This is a genomic window from Bacillus sp. MYb78, assembly GCF_002975115.1.
GTDB classification, from domain to species: Bacteria; Bacillota; Bacilli; order Bacillales; family Bacillaceae_G; genus Bacillus_A; species Bacillus_A cereus.
On sequence record NZ_PCOB01000008.1, the window covers coordinates 1 to 17,512 of the forward strand.

A 17,512-nucleotide genomic window follows, 5' to 3' on the forward strand; every position below is an offset into this window, starting at 1 on the left:
GTGACATGTGGAGCTGACGAATACTAATAGATCGAGGACTTAACCATATAATATGTAGCAAATGTTATCTAGTTTTGAAGGAATATGCCTTCATAGTTTGGTGATGATGGCAGAGAGGTCACACCCGTTCCCATACCGAACACGGAAGTTAAGCTCTCTAGCGCCGATGGTAGTTGGGACCTTGTCCCTGTGAGAGTAGGACGTCGCCAAGCAAAAACCTAAGTCGTTTCGACTTAGGTTTTTTTGTGTTTATTTTTATTTATCGAATGTTATAATCCATAAATTTAATAACGCTAAAGACGAAAAAAGAATGAAATAGAGACTGTTTAAAATAATAGCAATGATTTTTTGTGTTCCGGATTTTCCTAATACCGCTAAAGCAATACTTAAAATAGGAAACATTATTTCTATCATAAGTATATATTTTAAATAATGAGATGCTATAAATAAGTATTCAATAATTACAACAATTACTGCGATAGAAAAAATGAATAGGATAATAGCGTAGTTCTTTCTTTCACGTTTATCCTCCTTAGAAATTAAATCGTTATAATAAAAGTTCTATTGATGTGTAGAATACAAGATTGTACATATTGTGATTTAAAACATACTGAAGTACTATATAAACGATTATAAGTAAATAGATCTCTAGAAATATATATTCTAATTCCCTTTTCTTCTTGCATATAGTTGCAATTCTTCTTTTGAATATAACTAAAACACGAACGTTATTGACTACTAATAAAAAAACATTCGATTATTTATTGACATCGTTTATGAAATATTGTTAATATAGCCATAGAAACAATAATATAAGACCTCATATAATCGCGGGGATATGGCCTGCAAGTCTCTACCTAACGACCGTTATTCGTTAGACTATGAGGGAAAGTCACTCGGTATTTTTCTATTCACAAGGGATACGTATGCCTGAGTAGAGCGCTTTCTCTCATAGTAAAAGAGAAACTGTTCTATTTCAGGCTTTTTTTATTTGAATCGGGGGGATTCTAATATGAAATCACTAGTTGGAGTCATAATGGGAAGTACATCAGACTGGGAAACAATGAAATATGCTTGTGACATTTTAGATGAATTAAATATACCGTATGAGAAAAAAGTTGTATCCGCTCATCGGACTCCGGATTATATGTTTGAATATGCAGAGACGGCTCGTGAACGTGGATTGAAAGTTATTATTGCTGGAGCTGGTGGAGCAGCACATTTACCAGGAATGGTTGCAGCGAAGACAAATCTTCCTGTAATTGGAGTTCCAGTTCAATCAAAAGCATTAAACGGCTTAGATTCATTATTATCCATCGTCCAAATGCCAGGAGGTGTTCCAGTTGCAACTGTTGCAATTGGTAAAGCCGGTTCAACGAATGCTGGATTACTTGCTGCACAAATACTTGGATCATTCCATGATGATATACATGATGCATTAGAATTGAGACGAGAAGCGATTGAAAAAGATGTGCGTGAAGGTAGTGAGCTAGTATGACGAGAATCATTTTACCTGGAAAAACAATCGGCATTATTGGAGGCGGCCAGCTAGGAAGAATGATGGCATTGGCAGCCAAGGAGATGGGATATAAAATTGCTGTTTTAGATCCTACAAAGCATTCACCATGTGCACAAGTTGCTGATATTGAAATTGTTGCACCGTATGACGATTTAAAGGCAATTCAGCATTTAGCAGAGATAAGTGATGTTGTCACATATGAATTTGAGAATATTGATTATAGATGTTTACAATGGCTTGAAAAACATGCTTACTTGCCACAAGGTAGTCAGTTGTTAAATAAAACGCAAAATCGTTTTACAGAAAAGAATGCAATTGAGAAGGCTGGGTTACCAGTAGCAACGTATAGATTAGTTCAAAATCAAGATCAGCTTACAGAAGCAATTGCTGAGTTATCATTCCCTTCCGTCTTAAAAACGACGACAGGTGGATATGATGGGAAAGGGCAAGTTGTTTTAAGAAGTGAGGCTGATGTTGAGACAGCAAGAGATCTTGTGGATAAAGCAGAGTGTATTTTAGAGAAATGGGTGCCTTTTGAAAAAGAAGTATCCGTTATTGTGATTCGTAGTGTAAGTGGTGAAACGAAAGTATTTCCGGTAGCGGAAAATATTCATGTAAATAACATTTTGCATGAATCTATCGTTCCAGCTCGTATTACAGAAGAGCTTTCTCAAAAAGCAATTGCTTATGCAAAGGTACTTGCGGATGAATTAAAACTTGTGGGAACACTAGCTGTAGAGATGTTTGCTACAGCTAATGGTGAGATTTACATTAATGAATTAGCACCAAGACCTCACAATTCAGGACACTATACACAGGATGCATGTGAAACGAGCCAATTTGGTCAACATATTCGAGCAATCTGTAATTTACCTCTAGGAGAAACAAATTTGTTAAAACCAGTTGTCATGGTAAACATTTTAGGCGAACATATAGAAGGGGTCCTAAGACAAGTGAATAGATTAACCGGGTGCTATTTACACTTGTATGGAAAAGAAGAAGCAAAAGCACAGCGAAAAATGGGGCATGTTAATATTTTAAATGATAATATTGAAGTCGCTCTAGAAAAAGCAAAGAGTTTGCATATTTGGGACCATCAAGAACAACTGTTGGAGGGAAAAAGATGATTAGTCGTTATACACGCCCTGAAATGGGTGCGATTTGGACGGAAGAGAACAAATTTAAAGCGTGGTTAGAAGTTGAGATTTTAGCTTGTGAAGCATGGGCTGAGCTTGGCGATATTCCAAAAGAAGATGTTAAAAAAATTCGTGAACATGCATCATTTGATATTGATCGTATTTATGAAATTGAAAAAGAAACACGTCATGACGTAGTTGCATTCACTCGTGCTGTATCAGAAACGCCAGCACTAGGCGAAGAACGTAAATGGGTTCATTACGGTTTAACATCTACAGATGTAGTAGATACAGCATTATCTTACATCTTAAAACAAGCGAATGAAATTATATTAAAAGACTTAGAGAACTTTGTAAGCATTTTAGCTAACAAAGCGAAAGAGCATAAATACACAATCATGATGGGAAGAACACACGGTGTTCATGCAGAACCAACAACATTCGGTTTAAAACTTGGTCTTTGGTATGAAGAGATGAAACGTAACGTAGAACGTTTCAAACAAGCTGCTGATACAGTTCGTGTTGGTAAACTATCTGGTGCGGTTGGTACATATGCAAATATCGATCCATTCGTAGAAAAATATGTTTGTGAAAATCTAGGATTAGAAGCAGCACCAATTTCAACACAAACATTGCAACGTGATCGTCACGCACACTACATGTCAACACTTGCATTAATCGCAACATCTATCGAAAAGATGGCAGTTGAGATTCGTGGCTTACAAAAGAGTGAAACACGTGAAGTTGAAGAAGCTTTCGCAAAAGGCCAAAAAGGTTCTTCTGCAATGCCACATAAGCGTAATCCAATTGGATCTGAAAATATGACTGGTTTAGCTCGTGTTATCCGCGGTTATATGATGACAGCTTATGAGAATGTTCCATTGTGGCATGAGCGTGACATTTCTCACTCTTCAGCAGAACGCGTAATTTTACCAGATGCTACAATCGCATTAAATTACATGTTAAATCGCTTTGGTAATATCGTTAAAAACTTAACTGTATACCCAGAGAATATGAAACGCAATATGACAAGAACATACGGCTTAATTTATTCTCAGCGCGTAATGCTTACACTAATCGACAAAGGTATGGTACGTGAAGAAGCTTATGATATCGTACAGCCTAAAGCGATGGAAGCTTGGGAAACACAAGTACAATTTAAAGAGCTTGTAGAAGCTGATGAGCGCATTACAAGCAAGTTAACACAAGAAGAAATTAATGAATGCTTCAACTATGAGCATCATATGCAACACGTTGATACAATCTTTGAACGCCTTGGATTAAACGAAGCGTAAAATTTCATATGGCACAGAATAGAGTCATTCTGTGCCATTCTTTATAAAAACATTATTCACATTTTTCAAACTACAGGGGGCTTGCGAAATGCAAAAGCTAGAATTGCTGTATGAAGGTAAGGCAAAAAGAATTTATCGTACAGAATCAGCAGATATGGTTTGGGTAGAGTACAAAGATAGTGCGACTGCTTTCAATGGGGAGAAAAAAGAGACGATTACAGGAAAAGGTCGTTTGAACAATGAGATTACAACTTTATTGTTCAGAAAGTTACAAGAAGTAGGAATTAAAACACATTTTGTTGAGAAGTTATCTGAAACAGAACAACTTGTTAAAAAAGTGAGTATTATTCCTTTAGAAGTTGTCACAAGAAATGTAATTGCAGGAAGTCTTTCAAAACGATTAGGAATGGAAGAGGGAACTGTACTTGCAGAACCAATCGTAGAATTTTACTTCAAAGATGATAATTTAGGAGATCCGCTTGTAACGGAAGATCATATTCGTGTATTAAACGTTGCATCGCCAGAGCAAGTAAGCGTATTACGAGATATGGCTCTACAAATCAATCAAGTGTTGATTGATCATTTCGCAAGCTGTCGTGTAAGATTAGTAGATTTCAAATTAGAGTTTGGTGTAACGGAAGAGGGAGAAATCATATTAGCGGATGAAATTTCACCAGATACTTGCCGTTTATGGGATGAAACGAGCAATGAGAAGTTTGATAAAGACGTATTCCGTCGCGATCTTGGAAATTTAACAGATGCTTATGAAGAGATTTTAAAACGTTTAGGGGGAATTTCACATGTATAAAGTTAAGGTATATGTAACATTAAGAGAAAGCGTATTAGATCCACAAGGAACAGCGGTAAAAGGAGCACTTCATAGTCTTTCATTCACAGAAGTACAAGACGTTCGAATCGGAAAGTACATGGAACTAACAATTGATAAATCTGTATCTGACTTAGATAGCAAGGTAAAAGAAATGTGTGAAAAACTATTAGCGAACGTTGTAATGGAAGACTTCCGTTATGAAGTTGAGGAGGTTGTCGCACAGTGAAATTTGCCGTAATAGTATTTCCAGGTTCGAACTGTGATGTCGATATGTTCCATGCAATTAAAGATGAGCTTGGCGAAGAAGTAGATTACGTTTGGCACGATACAGAGAATTTAGATGAATATGATGCAATTTTACTACCAGGTGGATTCTCTTACGGTGACTACTTACGCTGCGGTGCTATTTCTCGCTTTGCTAATGCAATGAAAGCAGTACAAAAAGCTGCTGAGCAAGGAAAGCCGATTTTAGGTGTATGTAATGGATTCCAGATTCTTGTTGAATCAGGATTACTACCAGGAGCATTAATGAGAAACGAAAACTTAAAATTTATGTGTCGTACTGTTCAGTTGCGTGTTGAAAATAATGAAACGATGTTTACATCACAATATGAAAAAAATGAAGTAATCAATATTCCAATCGCTCATGGTGAGGGGAATTACTATTGTGACGAAGAGACTCTTAAAAGATTAGAAGAGAATAATCAAATCGCATTCCGTTACGTAGAAAATCCTAACGGTAGCGTTTCAGATATTGCTGGTATTGTAAACGAAAAAGGAAATGTACTTGGTATGATGCCACATCCAGAGCGTGCTGTAGATGAATTACTTGGCGGTGCTGAAGGGTTAAAAGTCTTTCAATCTATCTTAAAACAGTGGAGGGAAACATATGTCGTTAATGCTTGAACCAAATCCAACACAAATTAAAGAAGAGCGTATATATGCGGAAATGGGGCTAACAGACGAAGAGTTTGCCATGGTTGAAAAGATTTTAGGTCGTCTGCCAAATTATACAGAAACAGGATTGTTCTCTGTAATGTGGTCTGAACATTGTAGTTATAAAAATTCAAAACCAGTTCTTCGTAAGTTTCCAACGACAGGTGAGCGCGTTCTGCAAGGACCTGGAGAAGGCGCTGGAATTGTAGATATCGGTGATAATCAAGCAGTTGTATTTAAAATGGAAAGTCATAACCATCCTTCAGCTATTGAACCATATCAAGGAGCAGCAACAGGTGTTGGTGGTATTATTCGTGATGTATTCTCTATGGGAGCACGTCCGGTAGCTCTATTAAACTCACTTCGTTTCGGTGAATTACAGTCACCACGTGTGAAATATTTATTCGAAGAAGTAGTAGCAGGAATTGCAGGATACGGTAACTGCATCGGTATTCCGACTGTTGGCGGCGAAGTACAATTTGATCCATGTTATGAAGGAAATCCACTTGTAAATGCAATGTGCGTAGGTTTGATTAACCACGAAGACATTAAAAAAGGGCAAGCGCACGGTGCTGGTAACACAGTAATGTACGTAGGAGCATCAACTGGTCGTGACGGTATTCACGGTGCAACATTCGCGTCGGAAGAACTATCTGAAAGCTCAGAAGCGAAACGTCCAGCGGTTCAAGTAGGGGATCCATTTATGGAAAAACTTCTTATTGAAGCGTGTTTAGAATTAATTCAATCTGATGCACTTGTTGGAATTCAAGATATGGGTGCGGCTGGTTTAACATCATCATCTGCAGAAATGGCAAGTAAAGCAGGAATGGGTATTGAAATGTACTTAGATGATGTACCACAGCGTGAAACAGGAATGACACCATATGAAATGATGCTATCTGAATCACAAGAGCGTATGTTAATTGTTGTGAAAAAAGGTAGAGAACAAGAAATAGTAGATTTATTTGAGAAGTATGGTCTTGCAGCGGTTACGATGGGGAAAGTAACGGAAGATAAAATGCTTCGTTTATTCCATAAAGGTGAAAAGGTAGCTGAAGTTCCAGCAGATGCTTTAGCAGAAGAAGCACCAATTTATCATAAACCATCAAAAGAAGCAGCATACTTTGCTGAATTCCAAGCAATGAAAATGGAAACGCCAAAAGTAGAAAATTATAAAGAAGCGTTATTCGCTCTATTACAGCAACCAACAATTGCAAGTAAAGAGTGGGTATACGATCAATACGATTACCAAGTTCGTACAAGCACAGTTGTTACACCAGGTTCAGATGCAGCAGTTGTACGTGTACGCGGTACAGAAAAAGGATTAGCAATGACGACAGATTGTAATTCTCGCTACATTTATCTAGATCCAGAAATGGGCGGTAAAATTGCAGTAGCAGAGGCAGCGCGTAATATCGTATGCTCTGGCGGTGAGCCACTTGCAATTACAGATTGCTTAAACTTCGGTAACCCAGAAAAACCAGAAATCTTCTGGCAAATTGAGAAATCAGTAGACGGTATGAGTGAAGCTTGTCGCACATTACAAACACCAGTTATCGGCGGAAATGTATCGATGTATAACGAACGTAGTGGCGAAGCTGTATATCCAACACCAACTGTTGGGATGGTCGGACTTGTACATGACTTAAAACATATAACAACACAAGAGTTTAAGCAAGCTGGTGATTTAGTTTATATAATCGGTGAGACGAAAGCTGAGTTTGGCGGAAGTGAATTACAGAAAATGATTCACGGAAAAATTTTCGGTCAATCACCAAGTATCGATCTAGATGTAGAATTAAAACGCCAAAAACAAGTATTAGAAGCAATTCAAGCTGGTCTTGTTCAATCTGCACATGATGTTGCTGAGGGTGGTTTAGCAGTTGCAATTTCAGAAAGTGCAATTGGTGCTAACGGCTTAGGTGCTACTGTGAAATTAGATGGAGAAGCAACAGCAGCATTATTCGCTGAATCACAGTCTCGCTTCGTGATAACTGTAAAACGTGAAAATAAAGAGGCGTTTGAGAAAACGGTAGAAGCAATCCAAGTTGGAGAAGTAACAAGTACAAATGAAGTAACAATTCATAATGAAGAAAATGAAGTATTACTTACAGCAAATGTAGATGAAATGAGAAAGGCTTGGAAAGGGGCAATCCCATGCTTGCTGAAATAAAGGGGTTAAACGAAGAATGTGGCGTTTTCGGAATTTGGGGGCATGAAAATGCAGCACAAGTTTCATACTACGGATTGCACAGTTTACAGCACCGTGGGCAAGAAGGCGCAGGCATTGTCGTAAATAATGGAGAAAAAATCGTCGGTCACAAGGGGTTAGGTTTAATATCAGAAGTGTTTTCAAGAGGTGAGTTAGAAGGATTAAATGGAAAATCAGCAATCGGGCATGTACGATATGCAACAGCTGGTGGAAGTGAAGTTGCTAACGTTCAACCATTGTTGTTCCGTTTTTCCGATCATAGTATGGCGTTAGCTCATAACGGAAATTTAATTAACGCAAAAATGCTTCGTCGTGAATTAGAAGCAGAGGGAAGTATTTTTCAAACTAGTTCAGATACAGAAGTACTTTTACATCTTATTAAACGTAGTACGAAAGACTCTTTAATTGAAAGTGTAAAAGAGGCTCTGAATAAAGTGAAAGGTGCGTTTGCGTATCTTTTACTAACTGGAAATGAAATGATCGTTGCGTTAGATCCAAATGGATTCCGTCCGCTTTCAATTGGAAAGATGGGGGATGCTTACGTTGTAGCATCTGAAACATGTGCTTTTGATGTAGTAGGTGCAACATACATTCGCGATGTAGAACCTGGTGAATTACTTATCATTAATGATGAAGGAATTCACGTAGATCGTTTCACAAACGATGTAGAACATGCGATTTGTAGTATGGAATATATTTACTTTGCACGACCAGATTCTAATATTGCTGGTGTTAACGTTCATGCAGCGCGTAAAAATATGGGAAAACGTTTAGCAGCGGAAGCTCCTATTGAAGCGGATGTTGTTACTGGTGTACCAGACTCTAGTATTTCAGCTGCGATTGGCTATGCGGAGGCAACAGGCATTCCGTATGAATTAGGATTAATTAAAAATCGTTACGTTGGACGTACTTTTATCCAGCCTTCTCAAGAACTGCGTGAGCAAGGGGTTAAGATGAAGCTTTCCGCAGTAAGAGGTGTGGTTGAGGGGAAACGAGTTGTTATGATTGATGATTCTATCGTAAGAGGAACGACAAGTAAACGAATTGTTCGTATGCTTCGTGAGGCTGGAGCGACAGAAGTTCATGTAAGAATTGCTTCACCACCTCTGAAATATCCATGTTTCTATGGTATTGATATTCAAACGAGAAAAGAATTAATTGCAGCAAATAATACAGTAGAAGAAATCCGCGAAATGATCGGAGCAGATTCTTTAACATTTTTAAGCGAAGATGGATTAGTAGATGCAATTGGACGTCCATATGAAGGGAAATATGGCGGCCTATGCATGGCTTACTTTAATGGGGACTATCCAACAGCTCTTTATGATTATGAGCAAGAGCTTTTAGAAAGTATGAAATAAGAAAAGTGAAAAAAGCTTCTACTTCTTTTGCTGTAGAAGCTAGCTTTTTTCTTAAAACGGCCCGCCCTGGATGGGGAGAAATTAAAAGACGAGGTGTAAATAACGATGGCGAATGCATATAAGCAAGCAGGAGTAGATATTGAAGCTGGATATGAAGCGGTATCTCGCATGAAAAAACACGTACAAACAACTATGAGAAAAGAAGTACTAGGCGGTTTAGGCGGTTTTGGAGGTATGTTTGATCTATCAAAATTTGCATTAGAAGAACCTGTATTAGTATCTGGAACAGATGGCGTGGGAACAAAATTGATGCTCGCTTTTATGGCAGATAAACATGACACAATTGGTATTGATGCAGTAGCAATGTGTGTAAATGATATTGTTGTCCAAGGAGCAGAGCCGCTTTTCTTCCTTGATTATATTGCTTGTGGTAAAGCTGAACCTAGTAAAATTGAAAACATCGTCAAAGGTATATCAGAGGGCTGTCGCCAAGCTGGTTGTGCATTAATCGGTGGAGAAACAGCTGAAATGCCAGGAATGTATTCTACGGAAGAATATGATTTAGCTGGTTTTACAGTTGGGATTGTTGATAAAAAGAAAATTGTAACAGGTGAAAAGATTGAAGCTGGTCACGTGCTAATTGGCTTAGCATCTAGCGGTATTCATAGCAATGGTTACTCTTTAGTACGAAAAGTGTTACTAGAAGATGGAGAACTATCTTTAGAGCGTATTTATGGACGCTTAGAACTACCTCTTGGTGAAGAATTATTAAAACCAACGAAAATTTATGTCAAACCTATTTTAGAACTATTGAAGAAGCATGAAGTATACGGTATGGCGCATATTACAGGGGGCGGATTTATTGAAAATATCCCACGTATGTTGCCAGAAGGAATTGGTGCTGAGATTGAACTAGGATCTTGGAAAATTCAGCCGATCTTCCATTTGCTTCAAGAAGTTGGGAAACTGGAAGAGAAAGAAATGTTCAATATTTTTAACATGGGTATTGGTATGGTAGTAGCAGTGAAGGAAGAAGATGCAAAAGATGTTGTTCGTCTTCTTGAAGAGCAAGGAGAAACGGCTCGCATTATTGGACGTACTATACAAGGAGCTGGCGTTACTTTTAATGGGGGCACAGCACTATGAGTAGATTAGCAGTTTTTGCTTCTGGAAGCGGATCTAACTTTCAATCTCTCGTTAATGCGGTAGAAGAAAAAAGATTGGATGCAGAAATTAGTTTATTAGTATGTGATAAACCAGAAGCACGCGCTGTTGGACGGGCAAATTATCATCATATTCCGTGTTTCGCTTTTTCAGCGAAAGCATATGAGTCCAAAGAAGCGTTTGAAAAAGAGATATTAAAGAAGCTAGAAGAATATGAAGTTGATTATATTATTTTAGCGGGATATATGCGTTTAATCGGGCCGACGTTACTAGAAGCATACGGCGGAAAGATTATTAATATTCATCCATCATTACTACCGAGCTTTCCGGGTAAAGATGCTGTCGGTCAAGCGTTAGAAGCAGGTGTGAAAGTAACTGGAGTAACAATTCATTATGTAGATGCAGGTATGGATACAGGACCAATTATTGCGCAAGAAGCAGTGGTTGTTTCTGAAGGGGATACGAGAGAAAGCTTACAAAAGAAAATTCAGCAAGTTGAACATAAATTATACGTAAATACAGTGAATCAAATTGTTCAGTCTGTGAAAGAAACAACTGTTAACTAACATACAACCAGGGGTGAAGGATAAATGAAAAAGCGTGCATTAGTAAGTGTTTCAGATAAAACAGGAGTAGTAGAATTTGTTAAAGGGTTACTAGAGCAAGGGATTGAAGTTATTTCAACAGGTGGTACGAAAAAGTTACTAGAAGAAAACGGCTTACAAGTAATTGGTATTTCTGAAGTAACTGGTTTCCCTGAAATTATGGATGGTCGTGTGAAAACTTTACATCCAAATATTCATGGTGGTCTATTAGCAGTTCGTGATAATGAAACACATGTAGCGCAAATGAATGAATTAGGTATTCAAGCAATTGATTTTGTTGTTGTTAACTTATACCCATTTAAAGAAACAATCGCTAAGCCTGATGTAACATTTGCTGATGCAATTGAAAATATTGATATCGGTGGCCCGACAATGATTCGCTCTGCTGCGAAAAATCATAAATTCGTATCTGTAATTGTAGATCCAGTAGATTATGATATTGTGTTAGCAGAACTGAAAGAGAACGGTGAAGTAGCAGAGGAAACGAAACGTAAACTAGCAGCGAAAGTATTCCGTCATACAGCAGCGTATGATGCGTTAATTTCTAACTACTTAACAGAGCAAATGGGTGAAGAAAGTCCAGAAACATTAACTGTGACATTTGAGAAAAAGCAAGACTTACGTTATGGCGAGAACCCACATCAAAAAGCAACTTTCTATAAAGCGCCATTCGCAGCAACTTCTTCTGTTGCATATGCAGAACAATTACACGGTAAAGAATTATCGTATAACAATATTAATGATGCAGACGCAGCGCTTAGCATCGTAAAAGAATTTACAGAACCAGCAGTAGTAGCAGTAAAACATATGAATCCATGTGGTGTTGGAGTAGGAACTAATATTCACGAAGCATATACTCGTGCTTATGAAGCAGATCCAGTATCAATCTTCGGCGGTATTATTGCAGCAAATCGTGAAATTGATAAAGCTACAGCAGAAAAGTTACATGAAATTTTCTTAGAAATTGTTATCGCACCTTCGTTTTCGCAAGAAGCTTTAGAAGTGTTGCAAAGTAAGAAGAACTTACGTTTATTAACTATAAATATTGAAAAAGCGACAAGTGCAAGCAAAAAACTAACTTCTGTACAAGGCGGACTTCTCGTTCAAGAGGAAGATACGTTATCATTAGATGAAAGTACAATTTCAATTCCAACGAAACGTGAACCTTCAGAGCGAGAATGGAAAGATTTAAAACTAGCTTGGAAAGTTGTAAAACATGTGAAATCAAATGCAATTGTTTTAGCGAAAGATGACATGACAATTGGTGTCGGTGCGGGACAGATGAACCGTGTAGGCTCTGCAAAAATCGCGATTACACAAGCTGGTGAAAAAGCACAAGGTAGCGCACTTGCATCTGATGCTTTCTTCCCAATGCCAGATACATTAGAAGAAGCAGCAAAAGCGGGAATTACAGCAATCATTCAACCAGGCGGATCGATCCGTGATGAAGATTCTATTAAAGTGGCAGATACGTATGGGATTGCTATGGTGTTCACTGGCGTACGTCATTTCAAACACTAATAGAGGAGTCCGGTCAAGATAACCTTCGCATGTCGTCGTTGCATCGCCAGTGCGGTACTCATGTAGGAAAACTACACTCCGTGTCCTCCTGGCAAATGCGCCTAGACCTGCTCGGTGCTCTTGATCCTCCTTTTTAAACCTTTATTGAGATGGATGTTTAAAAAGTCCGGTCAAGATAACCTTTTATTGATATGAAAAAGCAAACTAGGAGCATAGCTTCTAGTTTGTACTTATTTAATTATTGGGGGATGAAATATGAATGTTTTAGTAATTGGCCGCGGTGGGCGTGAGCATGCTTTAGCTTGGAAGTTTGCACAATCTGCAAAAGTGAAAAAGGTATATGTAGCACCAGGTAATGAAGGTATGCGAGATGTTGCAATACCAGTTGATATTGATGAAAATGATTTTGATGCATTAGTTTTATTTGCCAAAGAGAATAATATTGAGTTAACTTTCGTTGGACCAGAAATTCCACTTATGAATGGAATTGTTGATCGTTTTAAAGAAGAGGGACTTCGCGTATTTGGTCCGAATAAAGCGGCTGCTGTTATTGAAGGTAGTAAAGCTTTTACAAAAGAGCTTATGAAAAAGTATGATATTCCAACTGCGGCGTACGAAACTTTTACCGATTATGAAGAAGCAGTACAGTATATTCAAAAAGTTGGTGCACCAATCGTTATTAAAGCTGACGGATTAGCTGCTGGTAAAGGGGTAACGGTAGCAATGACGCTTGAAGAGGCATTACAGGCTGTGAAAGAAATGCTACAAGATGTGAAGTTCGGCGCGGCAAGTAAGAAGATTGTTATTGAAGAGTTTTTAGATGGACAAGAATTTTCATTAATGGCATTTGTAAATGGAACAACTGTACATCCGATGGTAATCGCTCAGGACCATAAACGAGCTTTTGATGCTGATAAAGGCCCAAATACAGGCGGAATGGGTGCATATTCTCCAGTACCACAAATTCCAGAATCAGCAGTCCAAGAAGCGATTCAAACCGTATTACATCCAACTGCTCAAGCAATGATCCAAGAAAATCGATCGTTTACAGGGATTTTATATGCAGGACTTATTTTAACAAATGATGGTCCAAAGGTAATTGAATTTAATGCACGCTTTGGTGATCCTGAAACAGAAGTTGTATTACCTCGCTTAGAAAACGATTTAGTTGATGTATGTAATGCTGTATTAGATGAAAGTGAGTTAGTGTTAGAGTGGTCAGAGGAAGCAGTAATTGGTGTTGTACTTGCTTCAAAAGGATATCCAGAAGCGTATAAAAAAGGTGAAATTATTACAGGATTAGATCGTTTAGAAGATGCTATTGTCTTTCATTCAGGTACAGCGATGAAGCATGGGGATTTTGTAACAAATGGTGGCCGTGTACTATTTATTGCTTATAAAGCGAAAGACTTACAAGAAGCGAAAGATAGAGTGTACAAAGAAATCGCAAAGATTGAGAGCGATGGCTTATTTTATCGTAGTGATATAGGATATCGTGCGATTGGGCATGAGATTACGCGAAGCTAACATATGTTAGCTTCTTTTTTTATAGGAAATAGAGTATAGTAGGTTGAATCTTTTCAAGAGATTATAAACTATTTGTATCTATATACACTTTTTCTCTACCTGCTTGCATCTTATTTCTCCAATTAATAATAGTAGTATTGAGATGATTAACGTAAGAGCAGCGACAAGGAGTGGGAGGGAAAAACTTTGCATTTTCTCCGCAATAATACCTGTAAAGATTGGACCGATAATTTGGCCAATCCCATAAACACCTGTCGTATAACCAATGATTTTATTACTTTCATTCGGTCTTATTCGTTTTGCTTCTGTAGTTGTTAAAATTGTAATTCCGACGAATGTAGCACCTAGAAGGAATGCACTTAGAAATGCCCCAAAAAGGTTTGGAATAAGGAGTGGAGAAAGTACACTTATAATTTGGAACATATAGGCGGATATAAGAGCTCGTATTGGTCCGTACTTCCGAGCAACAGTGGACCAAAGGTAACTAGATGGGATGACAGCAATACCGACAATAATCCAGCTACAAGATGCATAGAAGGGTGATAGTGTAATTCTTTCTACAATGGTGACAAGGAAGGTCCCTGTAATAATATAGCCAAATCCTTCGAATCCGTAAGCTAAAATAAGCCAAAATAAATCGTTTTTTCTATAAGATGTAGCTTGTATAGTACTTTTTGGTTGCTGTATAGTATGTCTACTATCCTCTCTTAACCATTTCCATACAAGGATAGCTAAACTAAAACTAATAAGTCCTAACCCAATCCATGCACCTTGCCAATTCCAAATTGAGTTGAATAAAGGTGCGAAACTTCCAGAGAAAATAATGCCAATTCCAACACCGCTATAAATCATGCCACCTAGCATGACTTTATTACTTTGAAATAAATAATCTAAAACAATACTAGAGGCAAGAACAAATACAATTGCACTTGTGAAACCACCGATAAAGCGAAGGGGAAACCATAAAAAGATATAAGAGGTTAAGCCCATACAAAGAGTTGAAAGAACATTGAAGAATAAACAGTGGTGTAATATTTTTTCACGATTTTTTATCGTCATGAATCCAATAAAGAATGCCCCAAGTAAATAACCAAGATAATTACTGGACGCTAAATATCCAGCGAGGTCATCTTCTATATGGGCTTGCTTTTCCATAAAAGAAATAATCGGTGTGTAGGCGAACCGACTAATACCCATGACAGCTATTAAAGAACATATCCCAGCTATAATCATTTTCCATGTTTTTGTTTCTTTCATATAATCTCCCTTCTTGAAATATCTTCTAATATATATGATAGAGGAATATATATGGGGCGTAAAATACTGATTTTTTATATGTAATATCAAAATTAATGATATGAACGAAGGGATATGAACGAATGAACTTACAAGATTTTGTAGCTTTTTATATGGTCGCGCAGGAGAAAAGTATTTCAAGAGCAGCTATTCGGTTGAATTTTGTTCAATCAAACATAACAGCAAAAATAAAACGGCTAGAAGCTGAATATGAAACACAATTATTTTATAGGCATCGAGATGGAGTTACATTAACACCAGCCGGAGAAAAGTTGTTAACATACGCTGAAAAAATGATTCAATTATTAAATGAATCAAAAAGGCAAGTGAAACATACAGCGGAGCCTGGAGGAGTATTGAAAATTGGAGCGATGGAAACAGCAGCAGCTGTTAGATTGCCCACGATTTTAGCTAATTATCATATGCGCTATCCAGAAGTGGAAATTATGTTGCAAACGCACAATACGGAAGAATTAACGAAGAAGGTACTCTTATATGAAATAGAGGGGGCATTTGTAGCTGATTGTATAGCTGATCCAGCTTTAGAAAAGATAGAAGTATTCCAAGAGGAAATGATGTTACTTTCAAAGCGGAATGTTTTGTGGGATAACGGATATTCGGAATCGCAGTCTTTTATCGTTTTTCAATCAGGTTGTTTTTATAGAAAAGTTTTAGAAGAATGGTTACTATCTGAAGGGATTGTTCCAAAAAAAATAATGGAATTAAATTCTTTAGACGGTATTATTGGATGCGTAAAAGCTGGACTTGGGGTGTCTATGTTACCACGTGAAGTAGCAGAGCAATTTGATAGCCATAAAGAACTTATTCATACACCGTTAGTACATGAAAACAGGTTTATTCCGACTTATTTTATTTATCGGAAAGATAGTGTGAGAACAGCAGCGTTAAGCAAGTTTATTGATAACTTGCTTTGTATAAAAACAGCCCGCTGAAAATTCAGTGGGCTGTTTGTTCATGCATCTTTATCTTTCTTCAATTTTCCTTTTTGCTTTGCCATTTCTCGAAGTAAATACTCGATGTGTGCATTGACGCTACGAAACTCATCATTTGCCCATTTTTCGATGACTGCGTGTAATTCAGGATCAATACGTAATGGAAAGCTTTTCTTTTTAGCCATAATTACTTATAGCCCTTAGTATAGGCTTCCTGTATTAATAACTGGTTGCGCACCTTTATCTGAAACGATGGCAACTAATAGGTTGTTTACCATATTCGCTTTACGCTCGTCATCTAATTCAAGTACGCCTTCCTCATCTAACATATGGATTGAATCCTTCGCCATCTTCACAGCACCTTCAACAATCTCTTTTCTAGCAGCTAATACCGCTTTTGCTTGTTGACGTTGTAGCATCGCATGGGCAATTTCTGTTGCATAAGCTAAATGTGTTAAACGAGTTTCTAATACTTCTACGCCTGCGATTTCAAGGCGCGCTTCTAACTCACGCTTTAATTCTTCAGAGATTTCTTCAGTATTCCCGCGTAACGTAATGCAAGTTTCATCTTGGAAATTGTCATAAGGATATTTTGTTGCGACGTGGCGGATTGCTGTTTCACTTTGAATTTCTACAAATCGATCGTAATGTTCAACACCGAACATTGCTTTTGCAGAATCAACTACTTTATATACAATAACAGCTGCAATTTCAATCGGATTTCCCTCAACATCGTTTACTTTTAATTTCTTACTATTAAAGTTTTCAACACGTAACGAGACAGTTTGACGGAATGCGAATGGAATTGTTAAAAATAAACCATTTTGACGAATTGTTCCTAAATAATTACCAAAGAACGTAATAACTTTCGCTTGATTCGGTTGAACAATACCGATACCTGTAGCGAGAATTGCCGCTAATATAATAGTTAGTGCTGCTCCTACGAAAATTTCTTGTGCAAGGAAAAATACACCGATAGCAGCTAAAATCAAAATTCCAATAATACCGAGAAAACCATTTACATAAAATACTTGTTTTTCTTTCATATGATCGCCTCCTGATATAAAAATGATATCACTTTTATATCATTTTAAGCAAGGGGTATGCACCTAATTTTCTGAAATTTATTGATTGATATCTTTTATGTACATTTTAAAG

16 protein-coding genes, 1 rRNA gene, 1 pseudogene and 1 riboswitch are annotated in these 17,512 nt (G+C 37.5%); of the genes and pseudogenes, 14 read left to right on the forward strand and 4 right to left on the reverse strand.

Annotated elements, in window-relative coordinates; translation table 11 throughout:
* Positions 1-96 precede the first annotated feature (96 nt).
* Positions 97-212: ribosomal RNA gene (rrf, locus tag CQ064_RS16750) — 5S ribosomal RNA — on the forward strand.
* 43 nt (positions 213-255) lie between these two features.
* On the opposite strand, the pseudogene CQ064_RS16755 reads toward rrf, so the two are convergent.
* Positions 256-521: pseudogene (locus tag CQ064_RS16755) on the reverse strand (hypothetical protein).
* A 279-nt stretch (positions 522-800) separates the two neighbouring features.
* A riboswitch (purine riboswitch) is annotated at positions 801-902 on the forward strand.
* Positions 903-1,012: 110 nt separating this feature from the next.
* Between CQ064_RS16755 and purE the strand changes: the two are divergent.
* The 12 genes from purE to purD all read left to right on the forward strand — a co-directional run bounded on the left by purE (position 1,013) and on the right by purD (position 14,105).
* A complete protein-coding gene (gene purE / locus CQ064_RS16760; protein WP_000839367.1) occupies positions 1,013-1,498 on the forward strand; it encodes a 5-(carboxyamino)imidazole ribonucleotide mutase in 486 nt (161 codons plus the stop codon).
* Positions 1,495-2,646 (forward strand): 5-(carboxyamino)imidazole ribonucleotide synthase, encoded by a 1,152-nt coding sequence (purK, locus tag CQ064_RS16765; protein WP_000196767.1) that lies wholly within the window; start codon positions 1,495-1,497, stop codon positions 2,644-2,646. The genes purE and purK overlap by 4 nt, the downstream gene beginning before the upstream one ends.
* Entirely contained in the window at positions 2,643-3,950 is a 1,308-nt protein-coding gene (gene purB / locus CQ064_RS16770) for an adenylosuccinate lyase (RefSeq protein ID WP_000625682.1), read from the forward strand. Before purK ends, purB begins: the two co-directional genes overlap by 4 nt.
* Before the next feature lie 88 nt (positions 3,951-4,038).
* On the forward strand, positions 4,039-4,758 hold the full coding sequence (gene purC, locus CQ064_RS16775) for a phosphoribosylaminoimidazolesuccinocarboxamide synthase (RefSeq protein ID WP_001170549.1): 720 nt from the start codon (positions 4,039-4,041) through the stop codon (positions 4,756-4,758).
* Positions 4,751-5,005 carry a phosphoribosylformylglycinamidine synthase subunit PurS gene (gene purS, locus CQ064_RS16780; RefSeq protein WP_000278823.1) on the forward strand — a complete coding sequence of 85 codons (255 nt, stop codon included), beginning with the start codon at positions 4,751-4,753 and terminating at the stop codon, positions 5,003-5,005. Before purC ends, purS begins: the two co-directional genes overlap by 8 nt.
* Positions 5,002-5,685, forward strand: coding sequence for a phosphoribosylformylglycinamidine synthase subunit PurQ (gene purQ / locus CQ064_RS16785; RefSeq protein ID WP_000666785.1), 684 nt, complete (start codon positions 5,002-5,004; stop codon positions 5,683-5,685). Before purS ends, purQ begins: the two co-directional genes overlap by 4 nt.
* Entirely contained in the window at positions 5,669-7,888 is a 2,220-nt protein-coding gene (purL, locus tag CQ064_RS16790) for a phosphoribosylformylglycinamidine synthase II (RefSeq protein ID WP_000055559.1), read from the forward strand. The genes purQ and purL overlap by 17 nt, the downstream gene beginning before the upstream one ends.
* Entirely contained in the window at positions 7,873-9,288 is a 1,416-nt protein-coding gene (purF, locus tag CQ064_RS16795) for an amidophosphoribosyltransferase (protein ID WP_000879026.1), read from the forward strand. The genes purL and purF overlap by 16 nt, the downstream gene beginning before the upstream one ends.
* Positions 9,289-9,393: 105 nt before the next feature.
* On the forward strand, positions 9,394-10,434 hold the full coding sequence (gene purM / locus CQ064_RS16800; protein WP_001262441.1) for a phosphoribosylformylglycinamidine cyclo-ligase: 1,041 nt from the start codon (positions 9,394-9,396) through the stop codon (positions 10,432-10,434).
* On the forward strand, positions 10,431-11,018 hold the full coding sequence (gene purN, locus CQ064_RS16805; protein ID WP_000088590.1) for a phosphoribosylglycinamide formyltransferase: 588 nt from the start codon (positions 10,431-10,433) through the stop codon (positions 11,016-11,018). Before purM ends, purN begins: the two co-directional genes overlap by 4 nt.
* Before the next feature lie 24 nt (positions 11,019-11,042).
* Entirely contained in the window at positions 11,043-12,578 is a 1,536-nt protein-coding gene (purH, locus tag CQ064_RS16810) for a bifunctional phosphoribosylaminoimidazolecarboxamide formyltransferase/IMP cyclohydrolase (protein ID WP_000745408.1), read from the forward strand.
* Positions 12,579-12,833: 255 nt separating this feature from the next.
* Positions 12,834-14,105, forward strand: a complete 1,272-nt coding sequence (purD, locus tag CQ064_RS16815) for a phosphoribosylamine--glycine ligase (RefSeq protein ID WP_001101929.1) — start codon at positions 12,834-12,836, stop codon at positions 14,103-14,105.
* Positions 14,106-14,183: 78 nt separating this feature from the next.
* On the opposite strand, the gene CQ064_RS16820 is transcribed toward purD, so the two are convergent.
* On the reverse strand, positions 14,184-15,362 hold the full coding sequence (locus CQ064_RS16820) for a YbfB/YjiJ family MFS transporter (protein ID WP_000665322.1): 1,179 nt from the start codon (positions 15,360-15,362) through the stop codon (positions 14,184-14,186).
* A 122-nt stretch (positions 15,363-15,484) separates the two neighbouring features.
* On the opposite strand from CQ064_RS16820, the gene CQ064_RS16825 reads away from it, so the two are divergent.
* Positions 15,485-16,354 (forward strand): LysR family transcriptional regulator, encoded by an 870-nt coding sequence (locus CQ064_RS16825; protein WP_001053119.1) that lies wholly within the window; start codon positions 15,485-15,487, stop codon positions 16,352-16,354.
* A gap of 20 nt (positions 16,355-16,374) precedes the next feature.
* On the opposite strand, the gene CQ064_RS16830 is transcribed toward CQ064_RS16825, so the two are convergent.
* Positions 16,375-16,539: a type II toxin-antitoxin system antitoxin gene (locus tag CQ064_RS16830; protein WP_001085171.1), complete on the reverse strand. Its 165-nt coding sequence runs from the start codon at positions 16,537-16,539 to the stop codon at positions 16,375-16,377.
* Positions 16,540-16,554: 15 nt separating this feature from the next.
* Positions 16,555-17,400 carry an SPFH domain-containing protein gene (locus CQ064_RS16835; RefSeq protein WP_000660675.1) on the reverse strand — a complete coding sequence of 282 codons (846 nt, stop codon included), beginning with the start codon at positions 17,398-17,400 and terminating at the stop codon, positions 16,555-16,557.
* Positions 17,401-17,512: the final 112 nt, after the last annotated feature.

Bases quoted from the DNA above. Each gene is read 5' to 3' on its own strand.
- purE (WP_000839367.1), top strand. From the start codon at position 1,013: ATGAAATCACTAGTTGGAGTCATAATGGGAAGTACATCAGACTGGGAA.
- purK (WP_000196767.1), top strand. From the start codon at position 1,495: ATGACGAGAATCATTTTACCTGGAAAAACAATCGGCATTATTGGAGGC.
- purB (WP_000625682.1), top strand. From the start codon at position 2,643: ATGATTAGTCGTTATACACGCCCTGAAATGGGTGCGATTTGGACGGAA.
- purC (WP_001170549.1), top strand. From the start codon at position 4,039: ATGCAAAAGCTAGAATTGCTGTATGAAGGTAAGGCAAAAAGAATTTAT.
- purS (WP_000278823.1), top strand. From the start codon at position 4,751: ATGTATAAAGTTAAGGTATATGTAACATTAAGAGAAAGCGTATTAGAT.
- purL (WP_000055559.1), top strand. From the start codon at position 5,669: ATGTCGTTAATGCTTGAACCAAATCCAACACAAATTAAAGAAGAGCGT.
- purF (WP_000879026.1), top strand. From the start codon at position 7,873: ATGCTTGCTGAAATAAAGGGGTTAAACGAAGAATGTGGCGTTTTCGGA.
- purM (WP_001262441.1), top strand. From the start codon at position 9,394: ATGGCGAATGCATATAAGCAAGCAGGAGTAGATATTGAAGCTGGATAT.
- purN (WP_000088590.1), top strand. From the start codon at position 10,431: ATGAGTAGATTAGCAGTTTTTGCTTCTGGAAGCGGATCTAACTTTCAA.
- purH (WP_000745408.1), top strand. From the start codon at position 11,043: ATGAAAAAGCGTGCATTAGTAAGTGTTTCAGATAAAACAGGAGTAGTA.
- purD (WP_001101929.1), top strand. From the start codon at position 12,834: ATGAATGTTTTAGTAATTGGCCGCGGTGGGCGTGAGCATGCTTTAGCT.
- CQ064_RS16820 (WP_000665322.1), bottom strand. From the start codon at position 15,362: ATGAAAGAAACAAAAACATGGAAAATGATTATAGCTGGGATATGTTCT.
- CQ064_RS16825 (WP_001053119.1), top strand. From the start codon at position 15,485: ATGAACTTACAAGATTTTGTAGCTTTTTATATGGTCGCGCAGGAGAAA.
- CQ064_RS16830 (WP_001085171.1), bottom strand. From the start codon at position 16,539: ATGGCTAAAAAGAAAAGCTTTCCATTACGTATTGATCCTGAATTACAC.
- CQ064_RS16835 (WP_000660675.1), bottom strand. From the start codon at position 17,400: ATGAAAGAAAAACAAGTATTTTATGTAAATGGTTTTCTCGGTATTATT.